General features: G+C 67.9%; 17 protein-coding genes and 1 pseudogene. 7 read left to right on the forward strand and 11 right to left on the reverse strand.

The annotated features are described in order from the left end of the window. Positions 1 to 5 precede the first annotated feature (5 nt). From B6S44_RS27785 to B6S44_RS27820, 9 genes and pseudogenes are all read right to left on the reverse strand, one after another. Positions 6 to 953 (reverse strand): lysylphosphatidylglycerol synthase domain-containing protein, encoded by a 948-nt coding sequence (locus B6S44_RS27785; protein ID WP_164985994.1) that lies wholly within the window; start codon positions 951 to 953, stop codon positions 6 to 8. Positions 954 to 1,165: 212 nt separating this feature from the next. Next, the gene (locus tag B6S44_RS27790) at positions 1,166 to 2,173 is read right to left on the reverse strand and encodes an ATP-binding cassette domain-containing protein (protein WP_465246148.1); all 1,008 of its coding nucleotides are present in this window, start codon (positions 2,171 to 2,173) and stop codon (positions 1,166 to 1,168) included. Positions 2,174 to 2,245: 72 nt separating this feature from the next. Beyond that, a pseudogene (locus B6S44_RS30225) lies at positions 2,246 to 2,803 on the reverse strand (ATP-binding cassette domain-containing protein); the annotation flags it as partial. A 217-nt stretch (positions 2,804 to 3,020) separates the two neighbouring features. Then, positions 3,021 to 3,584, reverse strand: a complete 564-nt coding sequence (locus B6S44_RS27795; protein ID WP_206735265.1) for a hypothetical protein — start codon at positions 3,582 to 3,584, stop codon at positions 3,021 to 3,023. 72 nt (positions 3,585 to 3,656) lie between these two features. Further along, on the reverse strand, positions 3,657 to 5,450 hold the full coding sequence (locus B6S44_RS27800; protein ID WP_129160142.1) for an ABC transporter ATP-binding protein/permease: 1,794 nt from the start codon (positions 5,448 to 5,450) through the stop codon (positions 3,657 to 3,659). Positions 5,451 to 5,585: 135 nt separating this feature from the next. Then, positions 5,586 to 6,065, reverse strand: coding sequence for an SRPBCC family protein (locus tag B6S44_RS27805; RefSeq protein WP_129160144.1), 480 nt, complete (start codon positions 6,063 to 6,065; stop codon positions 5,586 to 5,588). A gap of 42 nt (positions 6,066 to 6,107) precedes the next feature. Beyond that, entirely contained in the window at positions 6,108 to 6,782 is a 675-nt protein-coding gene (locus tag B6S44_RS27810; RefSeq protein WP_129160146.1) for a glutathione S-transferase family protein, read from the reverse strand. A gap of 66 nt (positions 6,783 to 6,848) precedes the next feature. Next, positions 6,849 to 7,322, reverse strand: coding sequence for an SRPBCC family protein (locus tag B6S44_RS27815; protein ID WP_129160148.1), 474 nt, complete (start codon positions 7,320 to 7,322; stop codon positions 6,849 to 6,851). Then, positions 7,319 to 7,672: an ArsR/SmtB family transcription factor gene (locus B6S44_RS27820; RefSeq protein WP_129160149.1), complete on the reverse strand. Its 354-nt coding sequence runs from the start codon at positions 7,670 to 7,672 to the stop codon at positions 7,319 to 7,321. Before B6S44_RS27820 ends, B6S44_RS27815 begins: the two co-directional genes overlap by 4 nt. 191 nt (positions 7,673 to 7,863) lie before the next feature. On the opposite strand from B6S44_RS27820, the gene B6S44_RS27825 reads away from it, so the two are divergent. Next, on the forward strand, positions 7,864 to 8,907 hold the full coding sequence (locus B6S44_RS27825; protein ID WP_129160151.1) for a GMP reductase: 1,044 nt from the start codon (positions 7,864 to 7,866) through the stop codon (positions 8,905 to 8,907). Then, a complete protein-coding gene (locus tag B6S44_RS27830; protein WP_248309802.1) occupies positions 8,904 to 10,133 on the forward strand; it encodes a BaiN/RdsA family NAD(P)/FAD-dependent oxidoreductase in 1,230 nt (409 codons plus the stop codon). Before B6S44_RS27825 ends, B6S44_RS27830 begins: the two co-directional genes overlap by 4 nt. A gap of 95 nt (positions 10,134 to 10,228) precedes the next feature. Here the strand turns inward: B6S44_RS27830 and mutS are convergent, their stop codons facing one another. Then, positions 10,229 to 12,955: a DNA mismatch repair protein MutS gene (gene mutS, locus B6S44_RS27835; RefSeq protein ID WP_129160153.1), complete on the reverse strand. Its 2,727-nt coding sequence runs from the start codon at positions 12,953 to 12,955 to the stop codon at positions 10,229 to 10,231. Between the two features lie 103 nt (positions 12,956 to 13,058). Here mutS and B6S44_RS27840 point away from each other — a divergent pair, with 103 nt between their 5' ends. Continuing rightward, the gene (locus tag B6S44_RS27840; protein ID WP_164547598.1) at positions 13,059 to 14,891 is read left to right on the forward strand and encodes a methyl-accepting chemotaxis protein; all 1,833 of its coding nucleotides are present in this window, start codon (positions 13,059 to 13,061) and stop codon (positions 14,889 to 14,891) included. Between the two features lie 131 nt (positions 14,892 to 15,022). After that, positions 15,023 to 17,311: an NADP-dependent malic enzyme gene (locus tag B6S44_RS27845; protein ID WP_129160156.1), complete on the forward strand. Its 2,289-nt coding sequence runs from the start codon at positions 15,023 to 15,025 to the stop codon at positions 17,309 to 17,311. Positions 17,312 to 17,443: 132 nt separating this feature from the next. Here the strand turns inward: B6S44_RS27845 and B6S44_RS27850 are convergent, their stop codons facing one another. After that, positions 17,444 to 18,652 carry a penicillin-binding protein activator gene (locus B6S44_RS27850; RefSeq protein WP_129160158.1) on the reverse strand — a complete coding sequence of 403 codons (1,209 nt, stop codon included), beginning with the start codon at positions 18,650 to 18,652 and terminating at the stop codon, positions 17,444 to 17,446. Between the two features lie 172 nt (positions 18,653 to 18,824). On the opposite strand from B6S44_RS27850, the gene rsmI reads away from it, so the two are divergent. From rsmI to gshB, 3 genes are all read left to right on the forward strand, one after another. Next, on the forward strand, positions 18,825 to 19,745 hold the full coding sequence (gene rsmI / locus B6S44_RS27855; protein WP_129160160.1) for a 16S rRNA (cytidine(1402)-2'-O)-methyltransferase: 921 nt from the start codon (positions 18,825 to 18,827) through the stop codon (positions 19,743 to 19,745). Beyond that, on the forward strand, positions 19,742 to 20,122 hold the full coding sequence (locus B6S44_RS27860) for a YraN family protein (protein ID WP_129160162.1): 381 nt from the start codon (positions 19,742 to 19,744) through the stop codon (positions 20,120 to 20,122). The genes rsmI and B6S44_RS27860 overlap by 4 nt, the downstream gene beginning before the upstream one ends. A gap of 71 nt (positions 20,123 to 20,193) precedes the next feature. Continuing rightward, on the forward strand, positions 20,194 to 21,141 hold the full coding sequence (gene gshB, locus B6S44_RS27865; RefSeq protein WP_129160164.1) for a glutathione synthase: 948 nt from the start codon (positions 20,194 to 20,196) through the stop codon (positions 21,139 to 21,141).

A 21,141-nucleotide genomic window follows, 5' to 3' on the forward strand; every position in this document is an offset into this window, starting at 1 on the left:
GCGACCTAGCGCTCGTGCCGCCGGATCCGCCGGAACATCTCGTTCAGCGCCAGCAGCACCAGCGCCAGGATGAAGGGCAGGATGTAGTAGATGATCCGGAAGAGCAGCAATGCGCCCAGCACCTGCTCGAAGGGCAGGCGGCTGAGCGCGATCAGCATGGTCGCCTCGAAGACGCCGAGCCCACCCGGTGCATGGCTGGCGATGCCGATCAGGCAGGCGAAGATGTAAGCCGCCAGGAAGCTCTCATAGGGCAGGTTGTGGCCGCCCGGCAGCAGCACATAGAGCACGGCGGCGGCAGCGCAGACCTCGGCGGCGCCGAGCAGCATCTGCGCCAGCGTGACGCCCAGGCCCGGCAGCGGCAGGTTCCAGCCGCTGACCCGCAAGGTGCGCTCGCCCGTCGCGACCCAGAAGAGATAACCCAGCGTTCCGAGCGTGACCGCACCACCGACTGCCTGGACCACCAGAGGCGAGGTCCGCGCCAACTGCGCGACGGAATCCGTCGCATAGAACAGGCTGGCGCAGAGGATCATGCCGAGGCCGAGCCAGAAGGTCAGGCCGGCGATCACGGTCAGGCTCGCGACCTCCGAGGCGCGTACGCCCTTGGCCGCATAGATCCAGTAGCGCACCGTCCCGCCGGTCACGATCGGGAAACCCAGGGTAAATGCGACGGAATAGCTGGTGAAGGAGGCGAGCGCCGTCGTCCGGTAGGGGATCGAGAGGCCGAGCCGGCGCAGCGCCACCGCATCGTAGCCGGTGAGCAGCAGATAGCTCAGTGCGGTGAAGCCGAGCGCGAGCAGAAGCTGGCGCTGGCTGGCATTGGCGAAGGCACGGGCAAGCTCGCCGGGCTCGATCTCGCGGACGATGTAGTAGAGCACCACCAGCGAGGCGATGAAAATCACCGAAGAGGCGAGCGGACCGAGCCACCACCAGCGGCTGCGCTTGCGCAGCGGCATCCCTGGCTCGTGCGGGCCAAACGACATCAGCACTCTTGTCGGGTTGTGCTCGCACGCAGCGGGCAAGGCGGGTTTCTGACGGCTGGCCCTGACGGCCGGACCCGAGAGATAGCGCCTCCGCCGCGATGCACAAGCCGGTGCACCGCGGCGAATGCGCGCCATGAAGCTGGCGCAGGACGCGCCGACCACTTGGAGAGCGGCGAGCGCGGTTGCTAGCCCTCGCCCGCCATGGCCTCCGCGAAGAACGCCTCGGGATCGTCGACCTCGAGCAGCCGCCGCCTCTCGATCCGCCAGAAGCGGTTCCCGATCGCCCGGACGAAGCTGCGATCGTGCGAGACCAGCAGGCAGCTGGTCTCGCCGGCGGTGAGTTCGGCTTCCAGGGCTTCCTGCCCCTCGATGTCGAGATGGTTCGTCGGCTCGTCCAGCAGGTAGAAATTCGGCCGGGCGAGGCGCAGCGCCAGCATGGCGAGCCGCGCCCGCTGCCCGCCCGAAAGCGCGCCGATCGGGCCGGTCTGGCGGTCGATGGCGATGCCGGCGCCCGCGAGCAGGCCGCGGGCCGGCTGGTCGCCGACATCGAAGCGGCGGCTGATCAGCCCGTGCGGCGTGTCGGCATCGGGCAGCTCGGCAAGACTCTGGCTGGCATGTCCGAGCACCAGTGACGGCGTCGGCCTGATGCCGGGCTGATCGTCACCTGCGATCGCCTTGTGGAGCATGGCGATGAAGCGCGACTTGCCGGCGCCGTTCAAGCCGAGCAGGACGATGCGGTCGCCGGGACTGATCCAGCGCTTGCCGGTCTTGAACAGCACCCGTCCGTCCGGCGTCTCGACTGCGGCATCGTCGAGCGCGATGAGCACCCGCGCATGCGTACCCTGGCTCGCGAGCCTGATCGCGCCGGCCGAGCGCTCGCGATGGGCCGGGCGGGCCACGGCTTCGAGCTCGTCGGCGCGTCGCATCAGCTGCTTGGTCTTGCTCAGCAGAAGATCGCTGCCGGAGTTGATGCCGATATTGCCCAGCTTCGCCGCCTGCCGCCGCATCTGCTGGACGGCCTTGAGGTCGCGCTCGTTGCGGCGCGCCATGGCGGCGTCGCTCTCGTCGAGCGCGATGCGGGCTCGCGAATAGGGCAATGCGAAGAGCTGCGAGTGCTCCCGGCGCAGGAACAGCGTCCTGCCGGTCGCGATGTCGAGGAAGGCGCGGTCATGGCTCGACAGGATCACGGCCATGTCGCGCGGCAGGCCGGCAAGCCAGCTTTCAAGCAGGCCGATGCGCGCGAGATCGAGATGGTTGGTCGGCTCGTCGAGCAACAACAGGTCCGGCTCGGCGACGCCGGCCCGCGCGAGCAGGACGAGCCTTTGCCAGCCGCCACTCAATTGCCCGAGCGGGCGCCGGCGCAGCTCCTCGGGAACAGCGAGCGCATCGAGCGCGACCTCGACGCGCCAGTGCTCGCTCTCGCGCTGCTCGGACGGCAGGGCATCGAGCATCAGCTGATCGACCGGCCGATCCAGGAGCTGCGGCGGAACATCCTGCTCGACATGGCCGATGCGCAGGCCGCGCGAGCGGGTGATCTCGCCGGCCGTGGGTTCGACGAGGCCGGCAAGGCAGCGCAGGAGGGTCGACTTGCCGCGGCCATTGGCGGCGACGAGGCCGAGGCGGTCGCCTGCGACAAGAGAGACGGAAAGATCGGAGAAGAGCGGCGCTCCCAGCGTGACGCCAAGATTGCGCAGGGTGATCAGGGTCATGGTCGGTCTCTGGACTGCCCGAGCCGCGCGCCGCCATTCGGCCGGGGTCCTTGTTGCCCCGGAACGTCGCGAATGCGGAACGCCTTGCTCGATGAGGAAACGAGGCGCAGGCATCCAAGCTTCATGCTCGGCGACGCTGCACCCTCAGAACGGGCAGACCTGGAAGAGAACCGTGGGGATCGCTTGTGCGGTCAGCCCTGCAAGACGGCTTGCAGGGCCTGAACGGGGCCGCGCTGACGATGGTGACGAAAGAACGTGATCACGCAGCCCTCCTTGGTTCGTGTGGCTCGACGGGCGAGAGCTAACGCCATTCGCCCGCCGGCGCAATTGCTCAGGCGGTCTTGCGGAAAACACGCAGCGTCTTGAACTCGCCGATTTCCTCGACCGCGCGGGACGCCGCCCAGTCCGCGATGATCGGCTTGGCCGCCTCATAGGCGAAGGAGCCGGTGTAGAACAGGATATAGCCGCCGGCATCGGTCTGGTCGGTGAAGAGCTGCATCACCTGAAGGTCGGTGAGCGCGCCATAGGCGTCGTTCTTCTCGCTGCGGAACTCGCAGGAGTGGAACAGGGTGACGACATCAAAGCGCGGCAGCAGCCTGGCATTGCTGGTGTAGATGTCGCCGAAATAGGCCGAATAGGTCTTGGTGATCGTCGGGTTGTCGATCGCGAGCTTGACGAAGGCGTCATATTCCTTGGGCGAGGCGGTGATGCCGAGCACCGTGTTATCGAACTCCGGCTCGGCGCAGCGGATACCGACATAGTGGTGACCGCCGGTGCCGAAATGGTAGATGCGCTTGCCGGTCAGGCCCTGCTCTTCCAGCCATTCGACGAAATGCACGTCGCAGGGGCATTGCTCGACCCGTAGGCCCCAATAGACGTCCCAGATGTTCAGCATGCGAAAGCTCCGTTTGGAAAGGGCCGGTCTACCCGGCACTGAATGGAAAAGATCCTGAACCTCGCTTGAACCTCAGCCGCCGCCCGCTTCGGCGAGCGCTGTCGGACGTGCGGCGTCGGTGGAGGCGATGCGCGCGACGCCTCCGGCCCGGCGCATGGTGAGATGGCGGTCGGCCGCCTCGGCAAAGCCGGGACTCTGGCCGATCAGCAGCATGACCGCATTCGGCCGCGCCGCCCTCAGTCGTGCCAGCAGGTCCAGCGCAGCATCGGTCTCGAGCCCGCTCGTGGCTTCGTCGAGCACGAGGATGTCGGGCTCGGCCAGTTCGGCCCGCGCCAGAGCGAGGCGCTGGCGGTCGCCGGTGGTGAGCGCCTTGTCCCAGTCGCGCGCCAGATCGATCTGGGGCACGAGGCCTGAAAGGCCGTAACGCCGCAGCACCTCGCCTGCCTGTTCGGCGCTATGGCCGCCGATCGGATCGAGCGCAGCCCGCAGGCTGCCTTCCGAGAGGTGCAGATGCTGCGGCAGCACCGCGATACGCGCCTCGTCCGGCAGCGCCACGGAGCCACGGCCCCAGGGCCAGAGGCCGGCGACGGCCTGGATCAGGGCGGCCTTGCCGTGGCCCATCTCGCCGGCGACATGGATGGTCGCGCCAGCCGGCAGCGCCAAGCCGAAATCGGCGAGGAGCGTGCGGCCGTCGCGGTCGGTCAAGGTCAACTCGTCGAGCCGCAGGCCGCCATCCTCGCTTGGCAGGACAACGATGTCGCTTTCGGCCGAACCGGCCTCGATCGCGCCCAGCGCGATGGCGAGCTCGTTGACGCGCCGCGCCGAAGCCAGCCACTCGGCGATGCGCATGAAGTTGTCGAGCACCCAGTTGAAGGCGTTCTGCACGGCGACGAAGGCGGCAGCGACCTGGACGACATCGCCAAGCGACATCTCGCCGGAGAGGTACTTTGGCGCTGCCAGCAGGAGCGGCACGACCGGGACGAGGGCACCGCTGCCATTGGTGATCCAAGTCAGCCGGCCGCGCTGGCGGATCATGGCGAGCCAGCGCGTGACCAGCGTGTCATAGGTCGCAGCGACGGCGCGGCGCTCACCCACCTCCGCGCGCGAGAGCGCGATCGTCTCGCCATGGTCGCGGATGCGCATCAGCGAGAAGCGCAAACGTGCCTCGCCTTCGTTGCGCGCGGCGATGAGGCGCGGGAGCGGCCGACCGACCAAGGTGATCAGCCCGGAGACGAGGACGGCATAGACGATCGCGGCCAGGACCATATAGGCCGGGATCTCGAAGGCGACGCCGCGGATCTCGACGCTGAGCGAGCCGCCGATCGACCAGAGGATGCCGATGAAGGTGATTGCGGTGATCACCGCCGAGAGCAGGCCGATGGCGAAATCGACCACCGGCTCTGTCGCCCAGCGGACATCGTCGGCGATGCGATACTCCGGATTGGCCGGCTCATAGCCGGAGAGGCCAAGCCGGTAGAAGCGGCGCTCGCCAATCCAGCGATCTGCGAGCCTGGCGGTGACGTGGGCGCGCCAGTGGACCTGGACGGTCTCGCGCGAGACCAGGATGACGACGCCGAGGCCCGCGGCGATCAGCACCAGCACCGGGAAGACCGCCATGGCGATCAGCGCGCTTTCACCGTCCTTCTTCTCGAGCGCGTCGAAAAACCAGCCGTTCCAGCGGTTGACGGTGACGTTGGCGAAGACGGAGAGGATGATCGCGCTCGCCAGCGCAAGCGACCAGAACCAGGCCCGGCCGGCGGTACCGCCGCGCCAGAAGCCGCCGGTCAGGCGCGCAAAGCTCTTGGCGACCTGCCAATCGGATGGCGGGCCGGCGGCCTGGTTACGCTGGTCGACGGCCTTGAGCACAGCCGAAAGATCCCCCCGGATCGCGAAATCGGAGGCGCGACCCGCCGGGTGTTCCCGGTCAGGCTGCGCCACCAAGCCGCTTAGCCGGCGGGGGATGAACTGCCGGTGAATGGCGGATGAACGATGCTCCGTGCCTCACGCTGCCGCGTTGGCCGGCTCGCCTAGCATCCTCGCCAGGCTTTCGAGCAATTCGCGCGAACCCTCCTCGCGCTGGATCGGGCCGTCCTTGCCGTCGAGATAATAGGCGCCTTGCTCGGTGAAGACGAACCTGGTGCCGGTGCCCTCGGGCAGGAATTCCATAGTCAGCAGCGAGCCCGAGAGCGGCGCCCCGTCGATCGCCATCGCATAGGCGAGGATGATGCGCTCGTTCGGCTGGATCACCTGATAGACGGTGTCGTTGGTGATCGGCGGGCCGCCCTGGAAGCGGAAACGGCTGCGCTCATGGCCGCCGACGCGGAAGTCGACGTCGAACTGCTCGACCTCCCAGCCCTCGCCCTCGGCGAACCAGCGGCGTTTCTGCTTGGGGTCGGCGAAGGCGGCGAAGACGCGGGCGGGCGAGGCGGCATAGCTGCGCTCGATAGTGAAGCTGGCATGGACGACGGGATTGGCAGTCATGGTCGTTTCCTTTGGGGCTGGTGAGGGTTGAAGAAGGCCGGACTAGCGGGACAGCCCGGCATCGCCGTGATTGCGCGGAAAGAACTGGAAATAGGGCTCGGCCTCGGCCAAAGCGCGGGCATAGGACGGACGTGTGCGCAGGCGCTCGAAATAGGCGGCGAGCCGCGGATAGCCGCTCTGGAAGGAGAGGCAGCGCTCGGCATAGAACAGCGCCGGCGCCGCCGAGCAGTCGGCCATGGTGAAAGCGTCGCCGGCCAGCCAGTGCCGGTCGCCGAGCTCGGCCTCCAGCACCGCGTAGGCGGACGCAAGCCTCGCCCTGGCCTCGGCAACGCCGATCGGATCATGCCCACCCTCCGGCCGGAGCCGGTCGAGCACGATCTTCTGCATGGGTATCGCGACATAGAGGTCGAGGAGCCGATCGAGCCGCCTGACCTCGAGCGCTGCGACCGGGTTCTCCGGCAGCAGTGCCGCCGGGCCGGGATAGTGCAAGGCGAGATATTCGATGATCAGGCTGGTCTCCGGCACCAGCCTTCCATTGCTGTCGTCGCGCAGCAGCGGGAACTTGCCGATCGGCCAGAGCTTCAGGAAATCGGCACGCTCGGTAGGATCCCCGAAATTGACGAGCTGCGGCGTGAACGGCGTGTCGTTCTCGTAGAGCGCGACCAGCGTCTTCTGGCAGAAGCCCGAAAGCGGATGGAAATAGAGCGTCAGGGACATGGCTGTGCATTCCTGCTTCTGGAAAGGAGCGGGTTGAAAGGGTTCTTGGTCGAAGACGGGTGCGGCTCAGGCCGGCGCCTGCTCCTGCGCGAGATAGTCGGCCAGCCTGTCGAAGCCGATGCGCGAGCCCTGCTCGCGCCATTCGGGCCGATCATGGCCGTCGAGGAAGGCAGCCTGCTCGGTGAAGAGCAGCCTCGTGCCGGCGCCATCGCGATGGAACTCGATCGTCGCCAGCGAGATCGACAGGCGAACATCGTCGCGCAGCAATTCGTAGCTGTAGATGATGCGCTGCTCCGGCACGATCTCCGCGAAGGTCGCGTTCATCGCAAAGACACCGCTTTCCGCCGGAGCTCCGCGCATGGTCTCGCGGCCGCCCTCGCGGAAATCGAGCCTGTGCTCGCCGAGCCCGCCCTCGTCATGACAGGCCGACCAGCGCCTCTTCGCCACGGGATCGGCGAAGGCGGCGAAGACGCGGGCCGGGCTCGCATCGTAATGGCGCTCGATGGTGAAATCGGTATGGACGACGGTCCGTTCGGTCATTGTCCGTCTCCGTCCTTTAGATCCTGGTCCTGCTCGGCAAGGAAGGCGCCGAGCCGATCGAAGCGTCGCTCCCAGAGGGAGCGGCGCTCGCTGATCCAGCGTTCAGCCGTCCGCAGGGCCTGCGTATCGAGCTGGCAGGTGCGAACCCGCCCGATCTTCTGCGAACGCACCAGCCCCGCTCCTTCCAGAACCGCGAGATGCTGCACCACCGCCGACAGCGTCATCTGCAAGGGCTGGGCAAGCTCGCTCACGCTCGCCGGCCCCTCGCAGAGCCGTTGCACCATCTGCCGGCGGTTCGGATCCGCCAGCGCCTGGAACATCAGATCGAGCTGGTCCGGTTGGTGAAGCATGAGCTTAAGTATTGCGTCTCGCGCGCCCTGTCCAGAGAAAACTTTAGAGATCACTAAAGTGTCTGACCTGCGGCATCCGGTCGACATCGCCGCATTGCCTCGGGGGGCTCCGAGCGGCTATGAATCCCGGCACGCTCCCTTTCGCCGCGTGCGCTTTTTCACCGTCTGCGCCAGCCGCCGGAGCTTTCATCATGCGCATCGAGAACGATCCGAAGCTCGACTTCCGCGACGTGCTGATCCGGCCGAAGCGCTCGACGCTCGGCAGCCGCGCCGAGGTCGACGTCAACCGGAGCTTCCGTTTCGCCCATACCGGCCGCGAATGGACGGGCTTTCCGCTGATCGCCGCCAATATGGACGTGGTCGGCACCATGGCGATGGCGCGCGCCTTGCTGAAGCACGGCGCCATGGTCGCGCTGCACAAGCATTACGACGCCGACGAACTGATCGCCTTCTTCAAGGAGCCGGGCTCGGCCAACGCCTTCTATTCGCTGGGCACGACCGATTCCGACCATGACAAGCTCAAGGCCGTCCATGCCAAGGCGCCGATCGACAAGATCTGCCTCGACGTCGCCAATGGCTACACCGAGAAATTCGTCGACACCGTCAAGGCGACGCGCGAGGCCTTCCCGAACGCCGCGATCATGGCCGGCAACGTCGTCACCGGCGACATGACGGAGGCGCTGATCCTGGCCGGCGCCGATATCGTCAAGGTCGGCATCGGCCCCGGCTCGGTCTGCACCACCCGCAAGATGACCGGCGTCGGCTATCCGCAGCTCTCGGCGATCATCGAATGCGCCGATGCGGCCCATGGCCTGAAGGGGCTGGTCTGCGGCGATGGCGGACTGACCGTGCCGGGCGACGTCGCCAAGGCCTATGGCGGCGGCTCCGATTTCGTGATGATGGGCGGCATGCTCGCCGGCCATGACGAATGCGAGGGCGAGATCCGCTACGAGACCCATGACGGCGAGAAGGTGCCGGTCGCGATGGTGTTCTACGGCATGTCCTCCGACACCGCGATGAAGCGGTATTCCGGCGGCGTTGCAAAGTACCGGGCTTCCGAGGGCAAGACCGTCGAGGTGCCTTATCGCGGCCCGGTCGAGGGCACGATGCAGGAGATCATGGGCGGGGTGCGCTCGGCGATGACCTATATCGGCGCCGTCAGGCTGAAGGAGATGCCGAAGCGCACCACCTTCATCATGGTCGGCAGCCAGCTCAACACCGTGTTCGGCAATTGAGCGAACCCGACGTCGCCATCATCGGCGCCGGCCCGGCGGGGTTGATCGCAGCCGAGCGGCTGGCTGAGGCCGGCCACAGCGTCGCGATCTACGAGCGGATGCCCTCGCCGGCGCGCAAATTCCTGCTCGCCGGCCGCGGCGGACTCAATCTGACGCATTCGGAGCCGCTCGACGCCCTTCTCGACCGCTATGGCGAAGCCCGCGCCTGGCTGGAGCCGGCGATCCGCGCCTTCCCGCCGCAGGCGCTGCGCGACTGGGCCGACGGGCTGGAAGCGCAGAGCTTCGTCGGTTCGAGCGGACGCGTCTTCCCCAAGGCGATGAAGGCCTCGCCGCTGCTGCGCGCCTGGCTGGCGCGGCTCGATGGGCTCGGCGTGAGGCTCCTGCCAGGGCGGCTTTGGACCGGTTGGGACGAAAACGGGGCACTGCGGTTTGCGCTTCGCGATGGCTCGATCGAAACCGTCCTTCCTGGCGCGACGCTGCTGGCGCTGGGCGGCGCGAGCTGGCCGCGACTCGGCTCGGATGGTTCCTGGGTCGAGCGGCTGGAACAGCAGGGCGTCACCATCGCTCCCTTGCGGCCCGCGAATGCCGGCTTCACCGTCGCCTGGTCGCCCGTGATGCGCGAGCGCTTCGCCGGGCAGCCGCTCAAGCGCATCGCGCTGAGCTTCGCCGGCCGACGCGTAATGGGCGAAGCGATGCTCGACGCTGATGGCATCGAGGGTGGGGCGATCTATGCGCTGTCGGGGCCGTTGCGCGAGGCGATCGATCGCGATGGCCATGCCGATCTCGCCATCGACCTGCGGCCCGACCTCGATGTCGGCGCGTTGTCCGCCCGCCTCGAACGCCGCCGCGCCGGCGAAACGCTGAGCAACCATCTGCGCAAAGCGGCCGGGCTGTCGCAGGTTGCGGTCGCGGTCCTGCGCGAAGCGGCGGGCGGCCTGCTCCCCGGCGAAGCTGGCGCGCTCGCCGCCCTGATCAAGGCGGCGCCGCTGCGGCTGACTGGAACGGCGCCGATCGCCCGCGCCATCTCAACGGCAGGCGGCATCGTCGCAGACGAGGTGGACGCGGATTTCATGCTGAAGCGCCTGCCCGGCGTCTTCGTCGCCGGCGAGATGCTCGACTGGGAGGCGCCGACCGGCGGCTATCTGCTGCAGGCCTGCTTCGCGACCGGCGTGGTAGCGGCGGAGGGGATCGGGCGGTTCCTCAACACGCGTCATGCTCGGGCTTGACCCGAGCATCTCAGGCCGAGTGAAACTCCAACCAGCACCTTCTCGTCCTGAGATTCTCGGATCTATGCTTCGCTCCGTCCGAGAATGACGGCTGATCAGTTCAGCCGCTTGAGCCTGTAGAGCGCTTCCAGCGCCTCGCGCGGCGTCATCTCGTCAGGGTCGAGCGTGCCAAGTTCCTCGCGCAGCTTGTCAGCTTCCAAAACTGCTGCAGCGGCCGGCGCCGGACGCCGCATCTGCACGGCAAAAAGCGGGAGGTCGTCGACCAAGGCCGCGACCGGCTTCTCGCGCTCGCTTTTCTCCAGTTCGCCGAGGATGGCGCGGGCCCGTTCGACCACGGCCGGCGGCAGGCCGGCGAGCTTTGCGACCTGGATGCCATAGGAGCGATCAGCCGCGCCGGGCACGACCTCGTGCAGGAAAATGACCTCGCCATTCCATTCGGTGACGCGCACGGTGGCGTTGACGACGCGGTCGAGCCGCTCTGCCAGCGCGGTCAGCTCGTGATAATGCGTGGCGAATAGCGCCCGGCAGCGATTGGCCTCGTGCAGATGCTCGATCGCCGCCCAGGCAATCGAGAGCCCGTCGAAGGTCGCGGTGCCCCGGCCGATCTCGTCGAGGATGACGAGAGCCCGTGGCCCGGCCTGATTGAGGATCGCGGCGGTCTCGACCATCTCGACCATGAAGGTCGAGCGGCCGCGAGCGAGATCGTCGGCAGCGCCGACACGCGAGAACAGCCGGTCGACCACGCCGATATGGGCGTTCTGCGCGGGCACGAAGGAGCCCATCTGGGCGAGCACGGCAATCAGCGCGTTCTGGCGCAGGAAGGTCGATTTACCCGCCATGTTCGGGCCGGTGATCAGGCAGATGCGGCCGTCCCGGCCTTGTGCGGCGGCGGACAATTCGCTGTCATTGGCGACGAAAGGCTGGCCCTGGCGCTTCAGCGCAGCCTCGACCACCGGGTGGCGGCCTGCCTTGATGGTAAAGGCGGCGCCATCGTCGATGATGGGACGCGTCCAGCCGGCATCGATTGCGAGCTCGGCCAGCGCCGCTGCGACATCGATCACTGCCAATGCCTGCGCCGCCGCCTTGATCGGTTCGGCCTGTGCGAGGACAGCCTCCGTCAGCACCGCGAAGACCGAGAGCTCGAGCTTCAGCGCCCGGTCCGCAGCGGAGGCGATCTTGGCCTCGAGCTCGCCGAGCTCGACCGAGGAGAAGCGCATCGCGTCCGACATGGTCTGGCGATGCACGAAGACGGCGCGCCAGGGCTCTCTCAGGAAGGTTTCTCCAACGGCCTGCGGCACCTCGACGAAGTAGCCGAGCATGGAGTTGTGCTTGATGCGCAGCGTCCGGCAGTCGGTCTCGGCGGCGTAGCGCGCCTGCAATTGCGCGATCACCTTGCGCGAATCGACCTGAAGCAGTCGGAGTTCGTCGAGCGCCGGATCGAAGCCTTCGCGCACGAAGCGACCATCGCGCTTCATGAGCGGCAACTCGTCGGCGAGCGTGGCGGACAGGCGGATGGCGAGATCGGGATCGGTGCGGCCGAGCGCAAGCGCCGCTTCGCGCAGTTCATCGGGCAGGTCACCCTGGCGCAGCAGCGCCGCGGCAACGCCGCGTCCCGCCTCCAGCCCGGCACCGAGCGCGGCCAGATCGCGCGGGCCGCCGCGGTCGAGCGAGAGCCGCGCCAGCGCGCGGGCGATGTCGGGCACGCGGGCGAGGTCGCGCCGCAGCGCCTCGCGCAGCGACGGCGTCTCGACCAGGAGCGTCACGGCATCGTGCCGCCGTCCGATCGCCGCCGGATCGGTCAGAGGCCCGGCCAGCCGCTCGGCGAGCAGGCGGCTGCCGCCCGGCGTCTCGGTGCGGTCGATGGTGGCGAGCAGGCTGCCGGTGCGCTCGCCTGCGAGCGTGCGGGTCAGTTCGAGATTGGCGCGGGTCGCCGCGTCGATCAGCATTGTCCCGCTCTGTCCCTCGCGAACGGGCGGCGACAAAGGCGGGCGGGCGCCGAGCTGGGTGCGCTCGACATAAGCGAGCGCAGCGGCCGCGGCGGCAACCTCGGCGCGGCTGAAGGCGCCGAAGGCATCGAGCGTGGCGACGCCGAAGAATTCCTTCAGCCGGCGCTCGCCGGAGGCCGGATCGAGCCCCTCGCGCGCCAGCGGCGTCACGGGAGCCGCGACGTCGCGCCAGAATTCCTTCAACTCGGGATCGTCATGGATCGCGTCGGGACAGACGATCTCGCGCGGCTCCAGGCGGGCGAGCTCGACAGCGAGCCCGCGTTGGTCGGTTTCCAGCACCGCAAATCGGCCGGTCGAGATGTCGACCGCCGCGATGCCATAAGCGAAGACCTCGTCCGAGAGCCGGCGCCTGGCAACCGCGACGAGCAGGCTTGCCCGACCGGGATCAAGCAGACGCTCCTCGGTGATCGTGCCGGGCGTGACCAGGCGGACGACGTCGCGCTTCACCACCGACTTGGCGCCGCGCTTCCTGGCTTCCGCCGGATCCTCGGTCTGCTCGCAGACCGCGACGCGGTGGCCGGCGGCGATCAGCTTCTGCAGATAGTCGTCGGCGCGCTCGACCGGCACGCCGCACATGGCGATGTCCTCGCCGAGATGCTTGCCGCGCTTGGTCAGCACGATGCCGAGCGTGCGCGAGGCGATCTCGGCGTCCTGGAAGAACAATTCGTAGAAATCGCCCATCCGGTAGAACAGCAGGCAATCGGGATTGTTGGCCTTGATCTCGACGTACTGCGCCATCATCGGCGTGACGCGGCCGAGATCGGCCGTGCCGGCGGAGCGGGCTTCCGCAACATCGCTTGGGGTGGTGTGGCGCATGGGGCGGGCACGCTAGCAAATCGCGCCGGCAAGGCCATCCGTTAGGATGGCTTTCAACAAATTAAAGCAGCCTCATCGGGCCGTTCCCGGCCAAGGGCCCGCCATGTCGCTGTTCATCAACCTGATCGAGAGCCTGTCCTTCCTGCTGCTGGCGGCCCTGATCCTGACGGCGGCCGCCACGTGGATCGATCAGCGTCCGCTGCTGCGCCAGCTCGTCGTCGGCGTGCTCTTCGCCGCGGGGGCGCTGTGCAGCATGGCCAATCCGTTCGTCATCCAGCCCGGGCTGGTCGTCGATTCGCGCAACACCTTCGCGATCCTGGCAGGCCCGATCGGCGGGCCGCTGGCCGCATTGCTGACTGCTGTCCCCCTCGCCGCTGCGCGCTACAATCTGGGCGGTGTCGGGATGCCGACCGGGATCGCCGGCATCGTCCTGCACGCCGTTGCCGGCGTGATCTACGCCGCCTGGCTCGGCCGGCAGAAGCGCTCGCTGACGCTGCGCGACCTCGTCCTGCTCAGCCTGATCAGCGCCGGCTGTCTCATCGCCTCGAACGTCTTCATGCCGAACTGGCCTGCGGCGGAACGCTTCCTGCGCGAGGCTGTGCCGATCATGATCGTGGTCAGCACGATCGGCACCATCCTGGTCGGGCTCGTCCTCAGCAACGACCGCGACCGGCGCGAGACGTCCTACCGCCTGCGTACGCTGATCCAGCGCGCGCCCGGCACCCTCTACCAGCGTGTCGTGTCACCCGATGGTTCGCTGCGCTATCAGTTCGCATCCTTCGCCATCGACAAACTCCTGGGCGTGACCAAGGAGGAGGTCGAGCGCGACCCCGAAGCCTGGCTCGGCAAGATGCTGCCGGAGGATCGGCAGCGTTTCGAGGCCGCGCGCGCCGCTCTGACAGCCCTGGACGACGTCTGGCGCTTCGAGGCGCGCTATGCCGCGCCCGATGGCGGCATCGTCTGGCTGCGCAGCGAGGCGACGATGCGTCGCCTGTCCGATGGGACGGCGATCTGGGATGGCATCCTGCTTGACGTCACGCCCGAGAAGACACTGGAGACCCGCCGGGACGAGATCGAGACCTTGCGCCGCGCGGCGCTCGAGGAGCTGGCCGTAAATCTCGAGGTGACAGTGGGCAAGGCATTGCGCCGGGTCGGCGATTCGGCGCGCGGCATGCACGAGGCGGCGCGCGGCATGGCAGCGAACGCCGACCGTACCACCTTGCGGGCAGGCGAAGCGACGCAACAGGCGGAGCTCGCCTCGCAACGCGTCGGCAGCGTCGCCCACGCGGCCGAGCGGATCGACGCCTCGATCCGCGAATTGACGCGCCAGACCGACCTCGCCGCCGAGACCGCGCGGCAGGCGGCGAACCATGTCCGCTCGACCAGAACCGACGTCGACGGGCTCGCGGTTGCCGCCGACAAGGTCGGGGCCGTGCTCGCCTTCATCGAAGACATCGCGGTCCGCACCAATCTGCTCGCTCTCAACGCGACGATCGAGGCAGCACGCGCCGGGGTTGCCGGCCGCGGCTTTGCCGTGGTCGCCGGCGAGGTCAAGAACCTCGCCGAGCAGACCCAACAGGCGACGCAGAACATCGGCGCCACACTGCAGGAGATCCGGGGCGCTGCCGCGGCCGTCGCCAATGCCGTCGGACAGATCGAAGGCACGATGGGGACGATCGAGACGACCTCGGACGCGATTGCGCAGGTCGTGACCAGTCAGGGCACAATCGCCTCTGGCATCGCGCTCGACGCCCAGGCCGTGGCAGGCTCGGCCGCCACCGTCACGGAGAACGTCGCCGGAGCCGGGGGCGAGGCCCGCGCGACCGGCGAGGCCGCCGCCCGTGTCGTCGAGGCGGCGCGTCTGGTCAGCGAGCAGGCGGTCGAGCTCGACCGCTATGTCGGCGACTGCGTCGGGCGCATGCGCGCCGGCCTCTGACGCTCCCGCTCCCGTCCCGACCCCCGCCGCCACAGTAAAGGTGCTGTCGCGCAATCGCGCCTTGTCGAGGAAAGCGGCGCTACCCTATGGTCGGCTCCCCCGAGGAAACGCCTTTGAAAAAGAACAAGCGCATGAACGATCGCTCCCCGCCGCCCAAGCGCACCCGTCCGACCTTCACCGACCAGGAGGCGCTGCTCTTCCACTCGCAGGGGCGGCCAGGCAAGCTCGAGATCATTCCAACCGTGCCGATGGCGACGCAGCGCGACCTGTCACTGGCCTATTCGCCCGGTGTCGCGGTGCCGGTTCTGGCGATCGCCGAGGACCCCAGCCGCGCCTATGACTACACCGCGCGCGCCAATCTCGTCGCGGTGATCACGAACGGTACCGCCATCCTCGGCCTCGGCAATCTCGGCGCACTCGCCTCCAAGCCGGTGATGGAAGGCAAGTCGATCCTGTTCAAGCGTTTCGCCGATGTCGATTCGATCGATCTCGAGGTCGACACCGAGGATGCCGACAAGTTCATCGAGGCCGTGCGCTATCTCGGCCCGTCCTTCGGCGGCATCAACCTCGAGGACATCAAGGCGCCGGAATGCTTCATCATCGAGCAGCGCCTGCGCGAACTGATGGACATCCCGGTCTTCCATGACGACCAGCATGGCACCGCGATCATCGCCGCCGCCGGCCTGATCAACGCGCTCGACCTGACGGAGCGCGACGTCAAGACGACGAAGCTCGTCATCAACGGCGCCGGCGCCGCCGCCATCGCCTGCATCGAACTGCTCAAGGCGATGGGCTTCAAGCCCGACAACGTCATCCTCTGCGACACCAAGGGCGTGATCTACCAGGGCCGCACCGAGGGCATGAACCAGTGGAAATCAGCCCATGCGGCGATCACTGACCGGCGCACGCTGGCGCAGGCGTTGGAAGGGGCCGACGCCTTCTTCGGCCTGTCGCAGAAGGGCGCAGTGACCCCGGAGATGGTCGCCTCGATGGCGGCGAACCCGATCATCTTCGCCATGGCCAATCCCGATCCGGAGATCACGCCGGAAGAGGTGCACGCCATTCGCGACGACGCGATCATGGCGACCGGGCGCTCGGACTATCCGAACCAGGTCAACAATGTGCTCGGCTTCCCCTTCATCTTCCGTGGCGCGCTCGATGTCCGCGCCACCACGATCAACATGGAGATGAAGATCGCCGCAGCCGAGGCGCTGGCCTCGCTGGCGCGCGAGGACGTCCCCGACGAGGTCGCCGCCGCCTATCAGGGCGCGCGCCCGCGCTATGGTAAGGATTACATTATCCCGGTGCCGTTCGATCCCCGGCTGATCCATGTCGTGCCGATGGCGGTCGCCAAGGCGGCGATGGACACCGGCGTCGCCGGCAAGCCGATCGTCGACACCGGCGCCTACAAGGCGCAGCTCTCGGCCCGGCGCGACCCAGTCACCGGCACGCTCAACCGCATCTTCGAGCGCGTCCGGCGCTATCCCAAGCGCGTCGTCTTCGCCGAGGGCGAGGAGGAGCAGGTCATCCGCGCCGCAGCGTCCTTCGTCAATCAGGAGCTCGGCAAGGCGATCCTGGTCGGGCGCGAGGAGCGCATCAACGAGACGGCAGAGCATCTCGGCGTCGACCTCGCCGCCAAGGGCATCGAGGTCCAGAACGCGAGGCTCTCGCACCGCAACTCGGCCTATGCGCAGTACCTCTACGAGCGGCTGCAGCGGCACGGCTATCTGTTCCGCGACTGCCAGCGCCTGATCAACCAGGATCGCAACCATTTCGCCGCCGCCATGGTCGCGCTCGGCGATGCCGACGCGATGGTCACCGGCGTCACGCGCAACTACTCGATCGCGCTGGAGGAGGTCCGCCGCGTCATCGACGACCGGCCGGGCCACCGCCTGATCGGCGTCTCGATCGCGATCACGCGCGGGCGGACCGTGCTGGTCGCCGACACCGCGATCACCGAGATGCCGACGGCGCAGGAGCTCTCCGAGATCGCGATCGAGGCCGCCGGCGTCGCGCGTCGCCTCGGCTACGAGCCGAAGGTCGCGATGCTCGCCTTCTCGACCTTCGGCCATCCGGCGGGGGAGCGCTCGGAAAAGGTGCGCGATGCCGTGACGATCCTCGACGGCCAGCGCGTCGATTTCGAGTATGATGGCGAGATGGCCGCCGACGTCGCGCTCAATCGCGATCTCATGGCGCAGTATCCGTTCTGCCGCCTGACCGGGCCGGCGAACGTCCTGATCATGCCGGCGTTCCACTCGGCCTCGATCTCGACCAAGATGCTGCAGGAACTCGGTGGCGCGACCGTGATCGGCCCGCTGCTGGTCGGCCTCGACAAGCCTGTGCAGATCGTGCCGCTCGGCGCCAAGGATTCCGACATCGTCAACATGGCGGCGCTGGCGGCGTTCAATATCGGCGGGTGAAATCCCCGTCATGCTCGGCGAAGACCCGAGCATCTCAGGACAAAAAAGGGCGCCCTTGAAGGGGCGCCTCATCCTGCCGGAGATTCTCGGCTCTCCGCTGCGCGTCGGCCGAGAATGACGCTCCTAGGGGCGTCAGTTCGTCCGCGGGCCGAGATCGCGCGGGGCCGCGTTGACGGTGACGATCTGGCCGTTGCGCAATTCGAGCACGGCAAGACCGCGCTCGTTCAGCCCATCGGGACGGAAGCGGAAGACGCCATCCGCGCCGGCAAAGCCCGAGGCATTGGTCAGTACGGTTTCGGAGAAGCGCTGGCTGCCCTGGGTCCGGGCGAGCGCGGCGGCCAGCGAGACCGCATCGTAGGACAGCGTCGCAGTGCGCGTCGGAGCGCTGTTGAAGCGCTTCTGGTAGCGGCCGGAGAAAGCGTTGAAGCCGGCGGTGTCGGGCGAGGCGAACCAGCCGCCCTGGATGGCCGGGACGCGCGCGACATTGGCGTCGTTCCAGACGCCGGTGCCGAGCGGCTTGACCTTGGCCGGGTCATAGCCGGCCTGCTGCAAGACGAGGCCGAGGGTCGGCATCGCCGCGGCATCGGCGGGCACGAACAACGCATCCGCCTGCTGCAGCGCTGGCACGAGGCGGGTGGCGGCGGCGCGCATGCTGTTCTGGTCGGAGCCGAAGCGCTCGATCACGACGACGCGGGCGCCGCGATTGGCCACCGCCTGCTGGAAGGCGCCTTCGACGACCTTGCCATAGGCGGTCTCGGGCACCAGTGCGGCGAAGGATTTGCGCCCCTGCGCCGAGGCATAGGCGATGACGCGGTTGACGTCGTTCTCGGGCGGAAAGGAGAGCAGATAGATGCCGCGAGAGGCGACGTTGCTGTCGCTGGAAAAAGCCATCACCGGCTTGCCGGCACCGCGGGCGACCTGACCGACGGCCTGTACGGACGGCGCAAAGAGCGGTCCGATGATCAGCTCGGCCCCCTCGCGGAGGGCCTCCTGCGCCGCGGCCTGGGCGCCGTCCGGCGTGCCGCGATCATCCTTGACCAGCAGGGTGAGGTCGGCGCCGGGGAATTCTGCGAGCGCCATCTCGGCGGCGTTCTTGAGCGAGTTGCCGACGGTCGCGCCCGAGCCCTCGGCGGTCAGCGGCAGGATCAACCCGACCTTGACCGAGCCGGTGCCGATGGTCGGACCGCTGGGCTGAGCGCCACCGCCCTGCGGCGTCGCCGTGCTGTCGAAGCCGGGCAGGCCGCCGGTTCCGCCGGTGCAGGCAGAAAGCACGGCGCCAACGCCGGATAGCAGGATCAGTCGGCGGCTCGGCGGGACGAGGAGCTTCAAGTGACGCGACACGGTTTTCGTCTCCACTCCTCGGCGAGGCGCAAGGCAAGCTCACACCAGCTGAATGTCTTGTCCCGAACCGTGAACAAGTCCTGCCAGTGAGCGAAGCTATTTTCAAGTTGTTAACTCTAGGTTGCCGGGCCGGCGGTGGCATCTTGCCGATCGCTGTGGCAGTTTCGCCGCCATGTCCGGCCCGATATCCGCCCCGCCCGCTACTGGTCGCGCCCTGAGCTATACGGCCTTCGGGCTCCGGGCCGAGGCCGAGCCGCTCGCGCCCGGCCTCCACATCGTCGCGACGCCGATCGGCAATCTGAAGGATATTTCCTTCCGGGCGCTGTCGACGCTCGCCGCCGCCGATGCCGTGCTGGCCGAGGATACCAGGACCTCGAAGACCCTGCTGGCGCATTACGGCATCGCGACGCCGCTCCTGCCCTATCACGAGCACAACGCGGCGCAGATGCGCCCGAAGATCCTGGAAAAGCTGCGCCAGGGCGGCAAGCTGGCGCTGATCTCGGATGCGGGCACGCCGCTGGTCTCCGACCCCGGCTACAAGCTCGTCGCCGAGGTGGTTGGCGAGGGTCTGCCGGTCACCGGTATTCCCGGTCCATCCGCCGTGCTGGCGGCGCTCGTGCTCGCCGGGCTACCGACCGATCGCTTCTTCTTCGAGGGTTTTTTGCCGCCGAAGAGCGCCGGCCGTAAAGCCCGGCTGACCGAGCTTGCCGCCATTCCCGGCACGCTCGTCTTCTTCGAATCGCCGCGCCGGCTTGCAGAAATGCTGTCCGACGCCGGCGCAGTACTGGGCGCCCGTCCGGGCGCGGTCGCGCGCGAATTGACCAAGTATTACGAGAACGTCCGCCGGGGCTCCTTGCCCGAACTTGCAGCGCATTACGCCGAGGCCGAAGAGGCGCGCGGCGAGATCGTCGTGCTGATCGGCCCGCCCGACGCCTCCGCCGCGGCCGCGCAGGGCGACACGCTCGATGAGGCGCTGCGTGCGGCACTCGAAAAAGTCTCGCTTAAGGAGGCGGTGGCACAGGTGGCGGCCGCAAGCGGGCAGCCGCGCCGCGTGGTCTATGCCCGCGCCCTCGAATTGACCCGTACGCCATGAGCGAGGCTCTGCGCAGCCGGCGCGCGCGCCATTCCGGCCTCGCCGGCCGCCGCGGCGAATGGCTCGCCGTCGCCTTCCTCACCATCAAGGGCTATCGCCTGCTGCAACGGCGCTTCGGCGGCAAGGGCGGCGAGATCGATCTGATCATGGCGCGCGGCAGCGATATCGTCTTCGTCGAGGTCAAGGCGCGCGCATCGCTCGACGATGCGGCCATGGCGATCACGCCGGACAAGCGCCGGCTGATCGAAGCGCGCATCAGGCAATGGCTGGCGCGCAATCCCTGGGCGATGCAGCGGAATCTTCGGGCCGATGCCGTCTTCCTCGCGCCCTGGCGCCTGCCCCGCCATGTTCCCCGCGTGTTCGAGCTCGTGCTCTGACGCAAGGCTGGGGCTCTTGCGCTGCCGCTGTGGCGCAGCCGATATAACGGCCGCAACCGGAGCTCTTGCCCATGCCGCTGAATGTCGCCATCCAGATGGACCCGATCGAGAAGGTCCGCATCGCCGGCGACACCGGCTTTTCACTGATGCTGGAGGCGCAGGCGCGCGGGCACAAGCTCTTCACCTACACGCCCGACAAGCTGACCCTGCGCGACGGCAAGGTCACGGCCGTGATCAATCCGGTCGAGGTGCGGGACGTCGAAGGTGACCATTATACGCTGGGCAAGCCCGAGCGTACCGATCTCTCGACGCTGGATGTGGTGCTGCTGCGCCAGGACCCGCCTTTCGACATGGCCTATGTCTCCTCGACGCATATGCTCGAGCGCATCCATCCGAAGACGCTGGTGGTCAACGATCCCACCGAGGTCCGCAACGCCCCGGAAAAGCTCTTCGTCACGCATTTCCCCGAGCTGATGCCGCCGACGCTGATCACGCGCGACCGCGCCGAGATCGAGGCCTTCCGCGAGGAGTTCGGCGATATCGTCATGAAGCCGCTCTACGGCCATGGCGGCGCGACCGTGTTCAAGACCGGCAAGGGCGACCCGAATTTCGGCTCGCTCTATGACCTGTTCTCCAACCTCTTCCGCGAGCCCTGGGTGGTTCAGGCCTTCCTGAAGGAGGTTTCGGAAGGCGACAAGCGCATCATCCTGATCGACGGCAAGGCGGCGGGCGCGGTCAACCGGGTGCCGGCGGTTGGCGATCTGCGCGCCAACATGGTGCGCGGCGGCGCGGCCAAGCCGACGGATCTGTCGAAGCGCGAGCTCGAAATCTGCGAGCGCATCGGCCCGGCCCTGAGGGAGCGCGGCCTGCTGCTCGTCGGCATCGACGTGATCGGCGGCAAGCTGACCGAGATCAACGTCACCGCCCCGACCGGCGTGCGCGCCATCAAGAAGCTCGGCGGTCCCGATCTGGCGGCGCAGCTCTGGGACGTGATCGACGCGAAGCGGGCGGCCAAATAG

Origin of the sequence: Allobosea sp. Tri-44 (assembly GCF_004123845.1) — a bacterium.
In the GTDB taxonomy this organism is placed as follows: Bacteria; Pseudomonadota; Alphaproteobacteria; order Rhizobiales; family Beijerinckiaceae; genus Allobosea.

Excerpts from the sequence above, each read along its gene's own strand:
- B6S44_RS27825 (WP_129160151.1), top strand. The coding sequence starts at position 7,864 with ATGCGCATCGAGAACGATCCGAAGCTCGACTTCCGCGACGTGCTGATC.
- B6S44_RS27790 (WP_465246148.1), bottom strand. The coding sequence starts at position 2,173 with ATGGCCGTGATCCTGTCGAGCCATGACCGCGCCTTCCTCGACATCGCG.
- B6S44_RS27840 (WP_164547598.1), top strand. The coding sequence starts at position 13,059 with ATGTCGCTGTTCATCAACCTGATCGAGAGCCTGTCCTTCCTGCTGCTG.
- B6S44_RS27785 (WP_164985994.1), bottom strand. The coding sequence starts at position 953 with ATGCCGCTGCGCAAGCGCAGCCGCTGGTGGTGGCTCGGTCCGCTCGCC.
- B6S44_RS27820 (WP_129160149.1), bottom strand. The coding sequence starts at position 7,672 with ATGCTTCACCAACCGGACCAGCTCGATCTGATGTTCCAGGCGCTGGCG.
- mutS (WP_129160153.1), bottom strand. The coding sequence starts at position 12,955 with ATGCGCCACACCACCCCAAGCGATGTTGCGGAAGCCCGCTCCGCCGGC.
- B6S44_RS27805 (WP_129160144.1), bottom strand. The coding sequence starts at position 6,065 with ATGACTGCCAATCCCGTCGTCCATGCCAGCTTCACTATCGAGCGCAGC.
- B6S44_RS27795 (WP_206735265.1), bottom strand. The coding sequence starts at position 3,584 with ATGCTGAACATCTGGGACGTCTATTGGGGCCTACGGGTCGAGCAATGC.
- rsmI (WP_129160160.1), top strand. The coding sequence starts at position 18,825 with ATGTCCGGCCCGATATCCGCCCCGCCCGCTACTGGTCGCGCCCTGAGC.
- B6S44_RS27860 (WP_129160162.1), top strand. The coding sequence starts at position 19,742 with ATGAGCGAGGCTCTGCGCAGCCGGCGCGCGCGCCATTCCGGCCTCGCC.
- B6S44_RS27845 (WP_129160156.1), top strand. The coding sequence starts at position 15,023 with ATGAACGATCGCTCCCCGCCGCCCAAGCGCACCCGTCCGACCTTCACC.
- gshB (WP_129160164.1), top strand. The coding sequence starts at position 20,194 with ATGCCGCTGAATGTCGCCATCCAGATGGACCCGATCGAGAAGGTCCGC.
- B6S44_RS27815 (WP_129160148.1), bottom strand. The coding sequence starts at position 7,322 with ATGACCGAACGGACCGTCGTCCATACCGATTTCACCATCGAGCGCCAT.
- B6S44_RS27810 (WP_129160146.1), bottom strand. The coding sequence starts at position 6,782 with ATGTCCCTGACGCTCTATTTCCATCCGCTTTCGGGCTTCTGCCAGAAG.